General features: G+C 46.1%; 30 protein-coding genes and 1 pseudogene. All 31 read right to left on the bottom strand.

The window, feature by feature from the left end:
• Nucleotides 1-27 precede the first annotated feature (27 nt).
• Nucleotides 28-648: a 30S ribosomal protein S4 gene (rpsD, locus tag OEL90_RS12560; RefSeq protein WP_300689036.1), complete on the bottom strand. Its 621-nt coding sequence runs from the start codon at nt 646-648 to the stop codon at nt 28-30.
• 20 nt (nt 649-668) lie between these two features.
• A complete protein-coding gene (gene rpsK, locus OEL90_RS12565) occupies nt 669-1,079 on the bottom strand; it encodes a 30S ribosomal protein S11 (RefSeq protein ID WP_300689039.1) in 411 nt (136 codons plus the stop codon).
• Nucleotides 1,080-1,092: 13 nt separating this feature from the next.
• Complete coding sequence (rpsM, locus tag OEL90_RS12570) at nt 1,093-1,464, bottom strand: 30S ribosomal protein S13 (RefSeq protein ID WP_300689042.1); 372 nt, start codon at nt 1,462-1,464, stop codon at nt 1,093-1,095.
• A 110-nt stretch (nt 1,465-1,574) separates the two neighbouring features.
• Complete coding sequence (rpmJ, locus tag OEL90_RS12575; protein WP_025434559.1) at nt 1,575-1,688, bottom strand: 50S ribosomal protein L36; 114 nt, start codon at nt 1,686-1,688, stop codon at nt 1,575-1,577.
• A 16-nt stretch (nt 1,689-1,704) separates the two neighbouring features.
• Nucleotides 1,705-1,923 (bottom strand): translation initiation factor IF-1, encoded by a 219-nt coding sequence (gene infA / locus OEL90_RS12580; protein ID WP_092593186.1) that lies wholly within the window; start codon nt 1,921-1,923, stop codon nt 1,705-1,707.
• Nucleotides 1,924-1,949: 26 nt separating this feature from the next.
• Complete coding sequence (locus OEL90_RS12585; RefSeq protein ID WP_300689080.1) at nt 1,950-2,228, bottom strand: KOW domain-containing RNA-binding protein; 279 nt, start codon at nt 2,226-2,228, stop codon at nt 1,950-1,952.
• A 14-nt stretch (nt 2,229-2,242) separates the two neighbouring features.
• Complete coding sequence (gene map / locus OEL90_RS12590; RefSeq protein ID WP_300689083.1) at nt 2,243-2,992, bottom strand: type I methionyl aminopeptidase; 750 nt, start codon at nt 2,990-2,992, stop codon at nt 2,243-2,245.
• Complete coding sequence (locus OEL90_RS12595) at nt 2,992-3,642, bottom strand: adenylate kinase (protein ID WP_300689086.1); 651 nt, start codon at nt 3,640-3,642, stop codon at nt 2,992-2,994. The genes map and OEL90_RS12595 overlap by 1 nt, the downstream gene beginning before the upstream one ends.
• 16 nt (nt 3,643-3,658) lie before the next feature.
• Nucleotides 3,659-4,924 carry a preprotein translocase subunit SecY gene (gene secY, locus OEL90_RS12600; RefSeq protein WP_300689089.1) on the bottom strand — a complete coding sequence of 422 codons (1,266 nt, stop codon included), beginning with the start codon at nt 4,922-4,924 and terminating at the stop codon, nt 3,659-3,661.
• Nucleotides 4,925-5,365, bottom strand: coding sequence for a 50S ribosomal protein L15 (gene rplO / locus OEL90_RS12605; RefSeq protein WP_300689091.1), 441 nt, complete (start codon nt 5,363-5,365; stop codon nt 4,925-4,927).
• A 17-nt stretch (nt 5,366-5,382) separates the two neighbouring features.
• Complete coding sequence (gene rpmD / locus OEL90_RS12610) at nt 5,383-5,565, bottom strand: 50S ribosomal protein L30 (RefSeq protein WP_300689094.1); 183 nt, start codon at nt 5,563-5,565, stop codon at nt 5,383-5,385.
• A gap of 13 nt (nt 5,566-5,578) precedes the next feature.
• Nucleotides 5,579-6,085, bottom strand: coding sequence for a 30S ribosomal protein S5 (gene rpsE / locus OEL90_RS12615; RefSeq protein WP_300689096.1), 507 nt, complete (start codon nt 6,083-6,085; stop codon nt 5,579-5,581).
• A 16-nt stretch (nt 6,086-6,101) separates the two neighbouring features.
• Nucleotides 6,102-6,470: a 50S ribosomal protein L18 gene (gene rplR, locus OEL90_RS12620; protein WP_300689098.1), complete on the bottom strand. Its 369-nt coding sequence runs from the start codon at nt 6,468-6,470 to the stop codon at nt 6,102-6,104.
• A gap of 21 nt (nt 6,471-6,491) precedes the next feature.
• Entirely contained in the window at nt 6,492-7,034 is a 543-nt protein-coding gene (gene rplF, locus OEL90_RS12625; RefSeq protein ID WP_300689100.1) for a 50S ribosomal protein L6, read from the bottom strand.
• Nucleotides 7,035-7,063: 29 nt separating this feature from the next.
• The gene (rpsH, locus tag OEL90_RS12630) at nt 7,064-7,465 is read right to left on the bottom strand and encodes a 30S ribosomal protein S8 (RefSeq protein ID WP_300689103.1); all 402 of its coding nucleotides are present in this window, start codon (nt 7,463-7,465) and stop codon (nt 7,064-7,066) included.
• A 21-nt stretch (nt 7,466-7,486) separates the two neighbouring features.
• On the bottom strand, nt 7,487-7,672 hold the full coding sequence (locus OEL90_RS12635; RefSeq protein ID WP_300689106.1) for a type Z 30S ribosomal protein S14: 186 nt from the start codon (nt 7,670-7,672) through the stop codon (nt 7,487-7,489).
• A 13-nt stretch (nt 7,673-7,685) separates the two neighbouring features.
• Complete coding sequence (rplE, locus tag OEL90_RS12640) at nt 7,686-8,225, bottom strand: 50S ribosomal protein L5 (protein ID WP_300689109.1); 540 nt, start codon at nt 8,223-8,225, stop codon at nt 7,686-7,688.
• Nucleotides 8,226-8,248: 23 nt separating this feature from the next.
• On the bottom strand, nt 8,249-8,560 hold the full coding sequence (rplX, locus tag OEL90_RS12645) for a 50S ribosomal protein L24 (protein WP_300689111.1): 312 nt from the start codon (nt 8,558-8,560) through the stop codon (nt 8,249-8,251).
• 21 nt (nt 8,561-8,581) lie between these two features.
• Complete coding sequence (rplN, locus tag OEL90_RS12650) at nt 8,582-8,950, bottom strand: 50S ribosomal protein L14 (RefSeq protein ID WP_092593158.1); 369 nt, start codon at nt 8,948-8,950, stop codon at nt 8,582-8,584.
• A 29-nt stretch (nt 8,951-8,979) separates the two neighbouring features.
• Nucleotides 8,980-9,234 carry a 30S ribosomal protein S17 gene (gene rpsQ / locus OEL90_RS12655; RefSeq protein ID WP_092593156.1) on the bottom strand — a complete coding sequence of 85 codons (255 nt, stop codon included), beginning with the start codon at nt 9,232-9,234 and terminating at the stop codon, nt 8,980-8,982.
• A 20-nt stretch (nt 9,235-9,254) separates the two neighbouring features.
• On the bottom strand, nt 9,255-9,449 hold the full coding sequence (gene rpmC, locus OEL90_RS12660; protein ID WP_300689117.1) for a 50S ribosomal protein L29: 195 nt from the start codon (nt 9,447-9,449) through the stop codon (nt 9,255-9,257).
• Complete coding sequence (gene rplP, locus OEL90_RS12665; protein WP_300689120.1) at nt 9,442-9,882, bottom strand: 50S ribosomal protein L16; 441 nt, start codon at nt 9,880-9,882, stop codon at nt 9,442-9,444. The genes rpmC and rplP overlap by 8 nt, the downstream gene beginning before the upstream one ends.
• A gap of 44 nt (nt 9,883-9,926) precedes the next feature.
• Nucleotides 9,927-10,709: a 30S ribosomal protein S3 gene (gene rpsC / locus OEL90_RS12670; RefSeq protein WP_300689123.1), complete on the bottom strand. Its 783-nt coding sequence runs from the start codon at nt 10,707-10,709 to the stop codon at nt 9,927-9,929.
• Nucleotides 10,710-10,726: 17 nt separating this feature from the next.
• The gene (gene rplV, locus OEL90_RS12675; protein ID WP_300689126.1) at nt 10,727-11,068 is read right to left on the bottom strand and encodes a 50S ribosomal protein L22; all 342 of its coding nucleotides are present in this window, start codon (nt 11,066-11,068) and stop codon (nt 10,727-10,729) included.
• Between the two features lie 30 nt (nt 11,069-11,098).
• The gene (gene rpsS, locus OEL90_RS12680; protein WP_300689129.1) at nt 11,099-11,374 is read right to left on the bottom strand and encodes a 30S ribosomal protein S19; all 276 of its coding nucleotides are present in this window, start codon (nt 11,372-11,374) and stop codon (nt 11,099-11,101) included.
• Between the two features lie 72 nt (nt 11,375-11,446).
• Nucleotides 11,447-12,277, bottom strand: a complete 831-nt coding sequence (rplB, locus tag OEL90_RS12685; protein WP_300689132.1) for a 50S ribosomal protein L2 — start codon at nt 12,275-12,277, stop codon at nt 11,447-11,449.
• Nucleotides 12,278-12,298: 21 nt separating this feature from the next.
• A complete protein-coding gene (gene rplW / locus OEL90_RS12690; RefSeq protein WP_300689134.1) occupies nt 12,299-12,589 on the bottom strand; it encodes a 50S ribosomal protein L23 in 291 nt (96 codons plus the stop codon).
• Nucleotides 12,589-13,212: a 50S ribosomal protein L4 gene (gene rplD, locus OEL90_RS12695; RefSeq protein WP_300689137.1), complete on the bottom strand. Its 624-nt coding sequence runs from the start codon at nt 13,210-13,212 to the stop codon at nt 12,589-12,591. The genes rplW and rplD overlap by 1 nt, the downstream gene beginning before the upstream one ends.
• A 30-nt stretch (nt 13,213-13,242) precedes the next feature.
• On the bottom strand, nt 13,243-13,875 hold the full coding sequence (gene rplC, locus OEL90_RS12700) for a 50S ribosomal protein L3 (RefSeq protein ID WP_300689140.1): 633 nt from the start codon (nt 13,873-13,875) through the stop codon (nt 13,243-13,245).
• A 106-nt stretch (nt 13,876-13,981) separates the two neighbouring features.
• Nucleotides 13,982-14,296, bottom strand: coding sequence for a 30S ribosomal protein S10 (rpsJ, locus tag OEL90_RS12705; protein WP_092593135.1), 315 nt, complete (start codon nt 14,294-14,296; stop codon nt 13,982-13,984).
• Between the two features lie 289 nt (nt 14,297-14,585).
• A pseudogene (gene tuf, locus OEL90_RS12710) lies at nt 14,586-14,836 on the bottom strand (elongation factor Tu); the annotation flags it as partial.

Consider the following 14,836-nt stretch of genomic DNA (forward strand, 5'->3'; position numbering starts at 1 on the left):
TGTGAGGGTAACATTACGTTACGACGACTACTTAGAGTAGAGCTCGATGATCAGGTGCTCTTCGATCGGAAGATCGATATCTTGTCTTGCCGGCGCCGAAACGATCTTACCGCTCATTTTCTCTGGTTCAGCAACAAGCCAAGTTGGCGTTGCCTGACCCTTTACCATGATCGCCTTGAATTTGTCAGAAGCCTTGCTGCGCTCCTTGACTTCAATGACGTCGCCGACTTTAAGCGTCATGGACGGGATATCGGCTTTGCTGCCGTTCACTGTGAAGTGTCCGTGCGTAACGAGTTGTCGTGCTTCTTTTCTGGAATTCGCAAAACCAAGTCTATAAACGACATTGTCCATGCGAAGCTCTAAAAGCTGGAGAAGGTTTTCGCCTGCGATACCCTTCATCTTGTCAGCTCTATTATATGTCTCACGGAATTGGCTTTCGAGGATACCATAGTATCTCTTAACCTTTTGTTTTTCTCTCAGCTGTACGCCGTAGCCGGAAAGCTTACCTCTTCTGGCGCCATGCTGCCCCGGAGCGTTCTCTCTTTTGTTGAGAGCACACTTGTCGGAATAACAGCGATCACCCTTAAGATAAAGTTTCTGTGCTTCTCGGCGACAAAGTCTGCAAGAAGGTCCCGTATATCTAGCCATTTACTACACCTCCTATAATATCAAACTCTTCTGCGTTTCGGCGGTCTGCAGCCGTTGTGAGGGATCGGCGTTACGTCAACGATCGAAGAAATCTCGAGGCCTGCAGCCTGAAGAGAACGGATCGCAGCTTCACGACCAGCGCCTGGTCCTTTTACGAAAACTTGAACCTGTTTAAGGCCATGTTCCATAGCGTTTTTAGCTGCAGATTCTGCCGCCATTTGCGCAGCAAAAGGCGTAGACTTTCTGGATCCTTTGAAACCGAGCCCGCCTGCACTTGCCCATGCAATTGTATTGCCGGCTGTGTCAGTCAGCGTCACAATCGTATTATTGAAAGTTGATTGTACATGCGCCTGGCCACGATCAATATTTTTACGTTCGCGTTTTTTCTTGCCGCGAGCTACTGTAGTTTTACGTACTTTTTTTGCTACCATGCTTCACCCTCCTTTACTTCTTCTTCTTGCGTCCGACCGTTTTCTTAGGTCCCTTGCGCGTACGAGCATTGGTTTTCGTTCTCTGTCCGCGGACAGGAAGTCCTTTTCTGTGACGGATGCCTCTAAAGCAGCCGATTTCACGGAGACGCTTGATGTTGAGGGCTACTTCACGTCGAAGATCGCCTTCGACGACATAATCAGTTTCGATGACCGCTCTGAGTTTGTTAACCTCTTCTTCTGTCAGGTCTTTGATACGAGTATCTTCACTGACACCGGCCTTGGAAAGAATTTGAATAGATCTTGGCTTACCAATGCCATAGATGTAAGTGAGTCCGATGACGGCTCTCTTCTCCCTAGGCAGGTCGACGCCTGCAATTCTTGCCATTAATGTACACCTCCTGCTTTCGTAAAATGCCAGATTACCGCTATATGTCTAAATCTGACGCTTGGAATCCTTAAGGACAGCCGCGTCCCCACGTCAGATTCTTTCACTGGTTAACCTTGCTTCTGTTTGTGTTTAGGGTTTTCGCAAATGACCATTACTCTGCCTTTGCGCTTAATAATTTTGCATTTTTCGCAAATCGGTTTCACCGATGGTCTGACTTTCATGCGTTATACCTCCTTATCACTTGCCGCGCCAGGTAATTCTTCCACGAGTCAGATCATATGGAGATAACTCCATAGTCACTTTGTCGCCCGGCAGAATTCGGATAAAATTCATTCTGAGTTTGCCGGAAACATGAGCCAACACTTCATGATCGTTTTCCAGCCGGACACGGAACATCGCGTTTGGCAACGCTTCAATAACGGTTCCGACGACTTCGATCGCATCGCTTTTTGCCATAATTCTCTTACCTCCCCGTGCTTGAATCAGACTTGCTGGAGTTTATCAATTTCACGTTTCACCAGGCTGTCATCAGGTTTGATGCCTGCCTCAAGCGCTTCAGAAAAAGCTGTGCTGATTTGATTAATTTTAACCAAATGGCGTACCTTTTTCAGTTTTGGCGAATCGATTTTTCTTAAATTCCCATCTACTAATAATACGAAATTTTCATCAATGATGTCAAGAATCAAAAATAACCTATCGTGATCACGACCTGCCTTTGATTTGACAAATTGACCAACAACCAATCCTTTTGTTGATTCCAATCTCCACACCTCGCTTATTGATCCGTGGTAAGGATAATAGGATCCTCATCTGTTATGGCTATGGTATGTTCGTAATGGGCGGATAAACTGCCATCTGCAGTCACTACAGTCCAATTGTCCCCTAGCACTCTGACTAAAAATCGTCCCGCATTGATCATTGGCTCAATGGCCAACACCATGCCAGGCGATAACCTGGGTCCTTTTCCGGCTGGGCCGTAATTAGGAATCTGAGGGTCTTCGTGCAGTGAAGCGCCAATGCCGTGCCCCACATAATCTCGAACAACGGAAAATCCTTCCGCTTCAACATGCATTTGTATGGCATGTGAGACGTCTGAGAGTCTGTAACCAACTTTGCAGAATTTAAGCCCTTCATAAAAGCTTTCCCGCGTAACACGGATCAGCTTCTCCGCTTTTGCGCTGATTTTTCCTACGGGATAGGTTTTGGCGCTGTCTCCGTAATAGCCGTTTTTGAGTGCGCCTACGTCAATACTGATGATATCGCCCTCGCGCAACATCCGGTCTCCCGGAATGCCATGGACGACTTCCTCATTCACAGAGGCGCATATGGTAGCCGGAAAGCCACCATAGCCTTTGAACGCCGGCTGCGCCCCATGTTCGAGAATAATGCGCTCTGCGATTTCATCGAGTTCCTTCGTTGTGATCCCAGGTTTGATCATGTCTTTGAGGACCGAATGGACCGTCGCCACGATCTTACCTGACTCACGCATATACTCAATCTCCGTACTGGATTTAACAAGAATCATTACTGAGTTCTCCCAATTGCTTTGAGAATATCATCAAAGACCTTGTCAATGTCTTGTTGACCGTCGACATTGATCAAATTTCCTTTAACTCGATAATATTCAATAAGCGGGGAAGTCTCGTCCATATACACCCGGATGCGGTTCGTGACTGTATCAGCATTGTCATCAGATCTTTGGTAAAGTTCGCCTGAGCACTTGTCGCAAACACTTTCCTCTTTTGGCGGATTATATTTGATATGATAAGTGCTTCCGCAATCTCTGCAGATTCTTCTTCCGACAGCTCTTTCAACAAGGAGTTCTGGATCTACTACGACGTTTACAACATAATCCAGTCCTGCGCCCATATTTTCGAGTACTTTATCCAGCGCTTCAGCCTGAAATACAGTCCTCGGAAAACCGTCGAGCAGAAAACCAGATTTGCAATCTTCTGCTTTGAGCCGATCTTCTACGATCTCTACGACCAGTGTATCCGGAACGAGTTCGCCCCGGTCCATATATTCTTTCGCTTTCTTCCCTAGCTCTGTACCTTCTTTGATATTTTTTCTGAAAATATCACCGGTTGAAATATGTGGGATACTGAAAGTTTCGATAATGTTTGCTGCCTGAGTACCTTTACCGGCTCCCGGAGGGCCTAATAGGATCAGTTTCATCACCATCATCTCCTGACTACTTCAAGAAGCCCTGATAATGCCTCATGACCATCTGAGCTTCAATCTGCTTCATTGTTTCAAGCGAAACACCGACAGCGATCAACAGTGAAGTGCCGCCAAATGCCAAGTTCAAAGATCCAAAACCAAGAATGATATTTGGCAGTACCGCGATAAACGCAAGGAATATTGCACCTGCAATCGTAATGCGGCTCATGGTTCTTTCCAGATATTCTGATGTCGGTTTTCCTGGTCTGATCCCAGGGATAAAACCGCCATTTCTCTTCATATTGTCTGCTACTTCAATTGGATTAAAGATAACGGACGTATAGAAATAAGTGAAGAAGATAATCAAAAGAGCGTAAAGTACGTTATAGATAATACTCGATTGACCAAAATAGAGTCTTAAAAACTCGTAAAATTTACTGTCTGGGAAAAATTGCGCGATCGTCATAGGGAACATCAGCAGCGATACTGCAAAGATTATTGGAATAACGCCGGACTGATTGACTTTCATCGGAATGTAGGAGGTCTGGCCGCCATACATTTTTCTGCCAACAACACGCTTGGCATACTGTACCGGTATTTTGCGCGTTCCTTCCTGGATGTAGATGATTCCGACAATGATCAGCAGCGCAATCACAACAAAGAGAATTATGCTGAAGATTGAAAGCTGACCATCAAGGAATCGAAGCACTGTAGTGACAACACTTTCCGGAACCCTTGCAAGAATCCCGGCAAAGATGAAGAGCGAGATACCATTTCCTATACCGTTTTCGGTGATCTTTTCACCGAGATACATCAGGAATGCTGTACCAGCAGTCAGTACAATGACTGAAATTGCAATGCTTAACGGTGTATCATTGATATACGCCGGTCTGAAAAGACCGATACTCCAACCAGTTGCCTGAATCAACGCGAGAACTACAGTGCCATAGCGCGTATATTGAGCAAGCTTCTTCTTGCCTTCCTCTCCCTCTTTTGCCATTGCACCAACCGAATCAGGAAAGGCAATTTGAAGAAGGTTGACAATAATGGAAGCGGTAATATACGGAGAAATACCGAGCGCGAAAATCGTAAAGTTTTTAAAAGCGCCGCCTGAAATCAGGTTGAAGAACCCAAGAAATCCTGAGTCGTTCGCGAAAAGCGAGGCAAGCTGAGTTTTATCGATTCCCGGAACTGGAATGGCCGACCCAAGACGAAAAACGACCAACATCATTAAAGTGTAAAGTATTCGTTTTTTTAGGTCTGGAATCTTCCATGCGTTGACAAGTGTTGAAAGCAACTAGATCACCTCTGCCTTTCCTCCAGCAGCTTCGATCTTTTCAATCGCTGACTGAGTGAATTTGTGGGCTTTAACCGTGATTCCCTTGTTCAGTGAGCCGTCCCCGAGGACTTTTAGGCCATAGCTGAATTTTTTTACGATGCCACTTTCAATCAGAAGTTCTGGAGTAACGACAGTTCCGTTTTCGAACGCGTTAAGCGTTTCAACATTAATAGTTGTCCAATCAATGCGGTTTCTATTTTTAAAGCCGCGCTTCGGAATTCGACGGAAGAGTGGAAGCTGTCCGCCCTCAAAACCCGGACGAACACCGCCGCCGGATCTTGCGTTTTGTCCGTTCATACCGCGGCCGCCTGTTTTACCTTGGCCAGTCGCTGTACCGCGACCTCTGCGCTTTCGGTTCTTATTGGTGCCCTGTGATGGCGCTAATTCATTAAGCTTCATAATCACACCTCCTTCGTTTAAGCTTCGACGATCTTAACCAGGTGGCTGACCTGCTGGATCATCCCTCGCATTTGAGGATTGTCTTGCTTTTCGACGATTTGGCCGATCTTTCTGAGACCTAAAGCCTCAACCGTCTTCTTGTGTTTCGGAATCGCACCAATCGTGCTCTTCACCAATTTAACCTTGATTGTATTTGCCACGCTTGTGCACCTCCTAACCAAGAATTTCTTCTACGGATCTGCCTCTTAATTTAGCGACACTTTCAACAGTCTTCATCTTAGTCAGACCATCGATAGTCGCGTTGACGACGTTACGTGGATTGTCACTGCCAAGAGATTTTGCGCGAACGTCTTTAACGCCTGCGAGCTCAAGGACAGCGCGGACAGGTCCGCCGGCAATAACGCCGGTACCTTCGAATGCTGGCATTATCAAAACAGCACCTGCACCATATTCACCACGAATTGGATGAGGTACAGATGTACCTACACGCGGAACGTAAATCAAATGCTTTTTAGCATCTTCAATAGCCTTGCGGATCGCTTCAGGAACCTCCTGGGCTTTGCCTGTGCCAACACCGACATGGCCATTTTCATCTCCGACGACAACCAGCGCAGCAAAGCGGAAGTTTCGACCACCTTTAACTACTTTGGTAACGCGATTTATGTTGATAACTTGTTCTTTAAGTTCAAGTTTACTCGCATCGATCATTGTGCGGTTCATTCGTTAACCTCCTTTGCTAAAATTCTAAGCCGGCTTCTCTGGCACCATCTGCCAGCTCTTTAACACGTCCGTGATACAGGTATCCGGCACGGTCAAAGACGACTTGTTGAATACCCTTCTCAATCGCTCTTTTTGCGACGAGTTCGCCGACAGCCTTCGCGGCAAGCTTGTTGCCGGAATGCGCAAATTTTCCTTTGAGTTCCGCCTCAAGTGACGAAGCGGAGACGATCGTGACGCCAGCGACGTCATCGATAATTTGGGCATAGATGTTGTTAAGGCTTCTATAGACATTCAGTCTAGGACGCTGAGCAGTACCCGCGACTTTCTTGCGAGTTCTGATTTGGCGAGCTTTTCTGTTTGTATTTTTACCAACTTTGTTAATCATGCCGCTTCACTCCTTTCCCGATTATTTCTTACCGGTTTTGCCCTCTTTACGGCGGACATTTTCGTTTTCATAACGGACACCCTTGCCTTTGTATGGCTCAGGACGTCTCCAATCACGGATCTTCGCAGCGTAGTTTCCTACGAGCTGCTTATTGATCCCTTTAATGATGATTTCAGTCTGAACAGGAACTTCAGTCGTGATCCCTGCCGGATCTTCCATCGATACAGGATGAGAAAAACCGAGAGAAAGTTCAAGCTTATTTCCGTTCTTGATGGCTCTATAACCGACGCCAACAATTTTAAGCTTTTTAGAGTAGCCTTGGGATACACCCACGACCATATTGTTGATAAGCGTACGGCTAAGGCCGTGAAGCGCTCTGTGTGTTTTGTTGTCGGAAGGACGTTCGACAGTCATAACACCATTGTCGATTGTAACCTTCAGATCTTTGTTGATTTGCTCTGTTAACTCCCCTAATGGACCCTTGACCGTTACTAAGTTCGTCTCGTCGACGTTGACAGTCACGCCACCAGGAATCGTAATAGGCAATCTACCAATTCTAGACATTATTGCACCTCCTACTCTATCCCTTTAAATTACCAAACGTAACAGATGACTTCGCCGCCAACACCGAGTTTGCGAGCTTCCTTATCTGTGATAATGCCATTAGATGTCGAAATGATGGCAATACCAAGGCCGCCAAGGACTTTCGGAATGTCCGTCTTCTTTGCGTATACTCTGAGGCCTGGTTTTGAAATACGTTTAAGGCCGGAAATGACCTTTTCTTTATTGTCTCCATATTTAAGTTCGACTCGGATAATTCCCTGGTGATCGTCTGCGATCATGCTGAAGTTTTTAATAAAGCCTTCTGCCATCAAAATCTCAGCGATTCTCTTTTTAACGTTCGACGACGGGATGTCGACGACAGTATGCTTTACCATATTGGCATTTCGAATGCGTGTCAGCATATCTGCAATTGGATCTGTAGTCATAGTCATGGACAATACCTCCTTTCCTTATTACCAGCTGGCTTTACGCACACCTGGAATTTGACCTTTATATGCCAATTCTCTGAAGCAAATACGGCAAATGCCGAATTTGCGGATGTATGCGTGTGGTCTTCCGCAAAGCTTGCAGCGTGAATATTCTTGTGTAGAATACTTTTGCGTGCGAGCCTGTTTAACTTTAAGCGATGTTTTCGCCACTTGATACCCCTCCTTATTTGCTGAATGGCATCCCCATAAGCGCGAGAAGCTCACGAGCTTCTTCGTCTGTCTTCGCAGTTGTTACGAAGGTGATGTCCATTCCTCGGACTTTGTCAATCTTATCATATTCGATTTCCGGGAAAATCAATTGCTCTTTGACGCCAAGCGTATAGTTGCCTCTGCCGTCAAAAGCATTTGGATTGACGCCTTTAAAGTCCCGAACACGCGGAAGCGCGATTGAGATCAGACGTTCGAGGAATTCGTACATGATTTCGCCGCGAAGCGTAAGCTTAGCGCCGACCGGCATGCCTTCACGAACTTTAAAGTTCGCGACTGACTTTTTCGCTTTTGTGATAACAGGTTGTTGACCTGTGATTTTAGCGAGCTCTGCAACCGCTACCTGGATCTCTTTAGGATTTTCCTTTGAGTCACCAAGTCCCATGTTGACCACTACTTTTTCAATTTTAGGAATCTCCATGACGTTGCTGTACTGGAATTTTTCCATCATAGCCTTAGTAACGTCATTAAGATATTTATCTTTAAATCTAGCCATTGGTTAACCCTCCTTCCCGACCGTTAGTCAATGACTTCGCCAGATTTTGCGGCGACTCTGACTTTTTTGCCACTGTCGAGTACTTTGTATGAAACCCTCGTACCCGTTTTGACCTTAGGGTCGAGAAGCATGACGTTCGAAACATGGATTGGCGCCTCCTGATGGATGATGCCAGCCTGCTTGACTTGTTGTGTAGCTTTTTGGTGTTTAGTCACCATATTGACACCTTCAACGATAACGCGCTCTTTCTTAGGAAGCGCTTGAAGGACTTTGCCTTTTTTGCCCTTATCCTTGCCGGAAATTACGACAACCGTATCGCCTTTTTTAATACGCATCTATTTCCACCTCCCACTCTCTTATAGGACTTCTGGAGCCAGGGAAACGATTTTGGTAAATTTCTTATCCCTTAATTCTCGAGCAACCGGTCCAAAAATACGGGTACCGACTGGAGACAAATCTTCTTTGATGATGACTGCTGCGTTATCATCGAATTTAAGGTAGCTACCGTCGTTTCTTCTAACGCCGCTGACGGATCTTACGATGACTGCTTTAACAACATCACCTTTTTTAACAACTCCGCCTGGTGTTGCATTTTTAACGGCACAGACGATAACGTCGCCGATGTTGCCGTACTTTCTCTTTGAACCGCCTAGTACGCGGATGCACAATAACTCTTTGGCACCAGAATTGTCCGCGACTTTCAACCGGGTTTCCTGTTGGATCATGCTTGCAACCTCCTTCCAATCAGCAAGAATTACTTCGCCTTCTCGATAATTTCTACGAGTCTCCAGCGCTTATCGCGGCTGAGAGGGCGAGTTTCCATAATTCGAACTCTATCGCCGATACCACAGGCGTTCTGTTCGTCGTGTGCTTTGAATTTCGTCGTTCTCTTGACGCGTTTGCCATAGAGAGGATGACGAATGAAATCTTCTACTTTTACAACAATTGTCTTATCCATTTTGTCGGAGACAACTGTACCAGTTCTAACTTTTCTGTTAGCTCTTTCCAATTTCCTTACCTCCTTCGCGATTAAGCCTTAATATCCAGTTCCCTGAGGATCGTCTTGACTCTGGCAATGTCTTTTTTGACATTTTTGATCTTCATTGGGTTGTCGAGCTGGCCAGTGGCCAACTGGAATCTAAGGTTGAACAATTCGCTCTTAAGGTCATTCAGCTTTACTGTAAGCTCATCCGGAGTAAGATCTCGGAGTTTGTTACTATTCATTAGATTCACCACCCTTTTCAAGCACTTCTTCGCGCTTCATGAACTTGCACTGAATAGGCAGTTTGTTAGCAGCAAGACGCATCGCTTCACGAGCAGTGTCTTCATTAACACCAGAAAGCTCGAACATGACGCGGCCCGGCTTGACAACGGCTACCCAGTACTCCGGTGAACCTTTACCGGCACCCATGCGGGTCTCAGCAGGTTTCTTAGTGACCGGCTTGTGAGGGAAGACTTTGATCCAAACTTTACCGCCTCTTTTAATGTAACGGTTGATCGCAATCCTCGCTGCTTCTATCTGATTCGCTGTGATCCACGCTGGCTCCATAGCTACCATTGCGTAATCTCCGTACGAAATTTCATTGCCTTTTTGTGCAGTGCCTTTCATTCTGCCGCGATGTACTCTGCGTCGCTTGACTCTTTTAGGCATTAACATGGCGTACAGCCTCCTTCCATGAACTTCTCTATCCGATTAAGGAATTATCTTGCGTCTTTTTCATTTCTGCCTTGTCTTGGCTTGCCAGTTCTGCCCGGTCTCTTGTTATCTCTCTGACCGCCGCCTTGACCTTGGCCTGGTGTTCTTGCTTTCTTAGGCTCTTTGCGTGTCAGCATGCTTTCGCCGTTTGCTTTAGGAAGTATTTCACCTTTGCAAATCCAAACCTTAACGCCAATTTTTCCGTAAGTGGTGTTCGCTTCAGCAAAACCGTAGTCAATGTCTGCGCGAAGCGTTGAAAGAGGTACATTGCCTTCACTGTAGTTCTCAGATCTCGCGATTTCCGCTCCACCAAGTCGACCGGAAGTCATGATTTTAATACCTTCTACAGCGCCGGAACGCATGGTTCTGGTGATGGAACCTTTCATAGCACGTCTGAAAGCAATACGTCTTTCGAGCTGCGACGCTATGTTTTCAGCGACGAGTTGTGCATCCGTATCTGCATTTTCAACTTCAGAAATGTCGAGTTGAACAGTTTTGCCGGTCATAGACTGGATCTGCTCTCTCAATTTCTTGATGTTTTCTCCGCCGCGGCCAACAATCATACCAGGCTTAGCTGTGAAAATGTTGATGTGGATTCTGTTGTTCGCTGCGCGATCGATATAAATTCTGGAAATGCCGGAAGTGTAAAGTTCCTTTTTAAGAAGTTTTCTGATATTAAAATCTTCTACGAGCAACTCGGAGAAGTTTTTCTTGTTAGCGTACCATTTTGAGTCCCAATCTTTAATAATACCGACTCTAAGTCCGTGTGGGCTTACTTTTTGACCCATCCGCTATTCCCTCCTTACTATTCTCTTTCGGATACCGCGACGCCTACATGGCTGCTTCTCTTAAGAATTGGATTTGCTCTCCCGTGAGAACCCGCTCTGAAACGCTTCATGACAGGTCCCTGGTTAGCATAAATTTCAGCGACAATCAGCTTGTCAACATCCATGTGGTTGTTGTTCTCTGCGTTGGCGATTGCCGACTCAAGTACTTTAAGGAAGATTCTTGCGCCTTTGCGCGGTATAAACTTCAAAATCGCTTTTGCTTCTTTGGCATTCTTGCCTCTGACCAAGTTCGCGATTGGTTTCATCTTTCTTGAGGAAATACGAACGTATTTCGCTTCAGCTCTTACTACGGATTTCATTGTGTGCCCTCCTTCCGATCTAAAATGGCCTTATTTACCGCTCTTCTTATCGCCCGCGTGGCCTTTGAAAGTTCTCGTAGGGGCGAATTCTCCGAGCTTGTGGCCGATCATGTCTTCTGTCACATAAACAGGCACATGTTTTTTGCCGTCGTGAACTGCGATCGTGTGTCCAACCATTTGAGGGAAAATCGTCGAAGATCTCGACCAAGACTTGATGACTTTTTTATCTCCTGCTGCGTTCATTTCTTCAATTTTCCGGATAAGTCCTTTATGAATAAAAGGTCCTTTTTTAAGCGATCTGCTCATCCTTGCATTTCCTCCCTTCGTGCTTTACCCGTCGAGGCAGTGGCGAACGCGTAGTCCGCCACCAATCCCAAACTATTTCTTTCTGCCTGATACGATCATTTTGCCGGAAGCCTTTTTCTTGTTACGAGTTTTGTAACCAAGTGCAGGCTTGCCCCAAGGTGTAACAGGTGCCGGACGTCCAATTGGGGAACGGCCTTCACCACCGCCGTGAGGGTGGTCATTAGGGTTCATGACGGAACCGCGGACTGTAGGTCTGATGCCCATGTGACGTGTACGGCCAGCTTTACCGATCGTGATATTTTCGTGGTCGATATTGCCAACTTGGCCGATCGTCGCACGGCATTCAATTCTGACATAACGTGTTTCGCCAGATGGAAGTCTAAGAAGCGCAAGTTTGCCTTCTTTAGCCATCAGCTGAGCAGCGTTGCCGGCAGAACGAACAAGCTGAGCGCCTTTACCAGGCTTGAGCTCGATGTTGTGGATCATGGTACCGAGCGGGATATTGCTCAGTGGCATAGCATTACCAATCTTGATGTCGTGGCCTTCGCCGGAAATGATGACGTCGCCGACAGCAATTTTGTGAGGTGCTACGATGTAACGTTTTTCACCGTCAGCATAGTGAAGAAGTGCGATGTTTGCTGAACGATTTGGATCATATTCGATAGAGGCAACAGTTGCAGGAACATTGTCCTTGCTGCGCTTGAAATCGATCATACGATATTTGACTCTAGTACCGCCGCCTCTGTGACGAACAGTGATTTTACCTTGATTGTTACGACCTGAATTCTTCTTGATCGAAACAGTCAGGGCTTTTTCAGGTGTGAATTTTGTGATTTCCTCAAAAGTCGACACCGTCATCTGTCTGATCGCAGGCGAAGTGGGTTTAAACCCTCTGATACCCATGTTTTTTCCCTCCTTCAGTAATTAAATGCCTTCGAAGAACTCGATGTCTTTGCTGCCTGGAGCCAATTTGACAATGGCTTTCTTCCAGCTGGAAGTCTTGCCGACATATTTACCTTGTCGCTTAACTTTTCCATCGACGTTCATGGTGTTGACCTTTTCAACTTTGACACCGAAAATAGTCTCTACCGCCTGGCGGATTTCCGTTTTGTTGGCGTCCTTATGGACTTCGAAAGTATATTTCTTTTCAGAAGTGCCCATCATGCTCTTCTCGGTCACAATTGGGCGAATAATAACGTCATAAGCAGTTTTCATTACGCGTATACCTCCTCGAGTTTCTCGACAGCAGCTTTAGTGATGATGAAGCTGTTGTGGTTGAGGATCTCGTAAACGTTGAGCTGACCAACGAAGGATGTCTTGACGCCAGGAATGTTGCTGGCGGAAAGAACTACGTTGTCATTCTTGTCAAGGGTGACAATAAGTGCTTTCTTGTCAGCGTTGATATTTTTAAGAACGCTGATCATTTCCTTAGTCTTTGGTGCCTCGAATGCGAGGTCCTCAAGGACGACAATCTCACCGTTTTGAACTTTTGAGCTCAGCGCAGACTTGAGAGCAAGTCTCTTGATTTTCTTTGGCAGAACATAGCTGTAATCTCTTGGCTTCGGTGCGAATACCACGCCACCGCCTACAAAATGAGGCGCTCTGATGGTACCTTGACGAGCGTTGCCAGTGCCCTTCTGACGGAACGGCTTACGGCCGCCGCCGCGAACTTCGGCTCTAGTCTTTGCAGACTGTGTGCCTTGTCTTTGATTGGCGAGATAGTTGACAACAACCTGGTGAAGAACTTGTTTGTTGACCTCAACGCCGAAAATGCTATCACTCAGTTGAATTTCTCCAACTTTTTCACCTGACATGTTTATAACATCTAATTTAGCCACGTTGCTTCCTCCTTTCCTTTACTCGAATCACTATTTGCCACACTTGACCGTTGGTTTAATGGTCAACAGGCAGCCTTTAGGTCCCGGAACCGAGCCTTTAAGAAGGATCAGGTTGCGGTCTGCTTCAACACGGACAACGTCGATATTTTGAATCGTGATTTTTTCACGGCCCATACGACCTGCCATTGGCATACCTTTAACAACTTTACCCGGGAAAGTGCCGGCACCGATTGAGCCTGCAAGCCTGTGGCTTTTGGAACCGTGAGTCATAGGACCGCGTGAATGGTTCCAACGCTTGATATTGCCTTGAGTACCTTTACCTTTGGAAATACCGGAAACATCCACAGCTGCGCCTTCAGCGAAGAGATCTGCTTTAATTTCCTGGCCGACTGTAAATGCAGATGCATCTTCTACCGTGAATTCGCGAACATACTTCTTGATTTCAACGCCAGCTTTTGCGAAATGACCTTTAGTCGGTTTGTTGGCTCTGTGTGCCTTCGTATCACCGAATGCCACCTGGATAGCAGAGTAGCCGTCCGTTTCAACCGTTTTGACTTGTGTGACATGCATAGGGCCTGCTTCAACAACAGTGACTGGAACGACATTGCCGTTTGCGTCAAACACCTGTGTCATGCCGATTTTTTTACCTAAAATACCTAACATTGAGTTTACACCTCCCGATAATCTTACAGCGGATTGCTCTAGCAATCATACTAAGCTTGAGGGTTGAATCTATTCAAACCAATCTCTTAGTAACGACAGTAGGGTATTACAGTTTGATTTCAATATCCACGCCGGCTGGGAGATCAAGTCTCATGAGAGAATCAACCGTCTTTGGCGTTGGATTGAGAATGTCGATCAAACGCTTGTGCGTTCTGAGTTCGAACTGTTCTCTGGAATCCTTGTACTTGTGAACTGCGCGAAGAATTGTGATGATTTCCTTTTTAGTAGGAAGCGGAATTGGTCCCGCTACATCAGCACCAGTTCTTTTTGCTGTCTCGACGATCTTTTGTGCTGAGCTGTCGAGAACTTTGTGATCGAACGACTTGAGTTTGATTCTGATTTTCTGTCCTTTGTTAGCCATGTGTTTTACCTCCTTGAAATAAATGCGCGTGATTTTAAACACACGACTGGGTCTATGCACACCTTGCCTGGCGTATCGCATTTTCAGGCACACAAATCCCGGTCGCCCAATTCAATGATTGGACCGTTCTCAATAGAAATTTTTCCGAGCCAGATCGGTAACCTTCTATCTCATCGCTTGTAAACACGCTTTATCATTATACTACCATCTAATCAGATATGCAACACTTTTCACACTTAAAAGTGGGCCTGTTTTTCACAGGCCCACTTCTCTAAGCTTTATGCTTATATTACTTAATGATCTTGATAACGGAACCAGCGCCAACCGTACGGCCGCCCTCACGAATGGAGAACTTGAGGCCTTCTTCAACAGCGATAGGTGAGATCAAAGTGATCGTCATCTCGATGTTGTCGCCAGGCATACACATTTCTACGCCTGCTGGAAGGTGTGCTGAACCGGTAACGTCTGTCGTTCTGAAGAAGAACTGCGGTCTGTAGCCGTTAAAGAACGGGGTATGTCTGCCGCCTTCTTCTTTCTTGA

Origin of the sequence: Acidaminobacter sp., from assembly GCF_030247605.1 — a bacterium.
Taxonomy (GTDB): domain Bacteria; phylum Bacillota; class Clostridia; order Peptostreptococcales; family Acidaminobacteraceae; genus Acidaminobacter.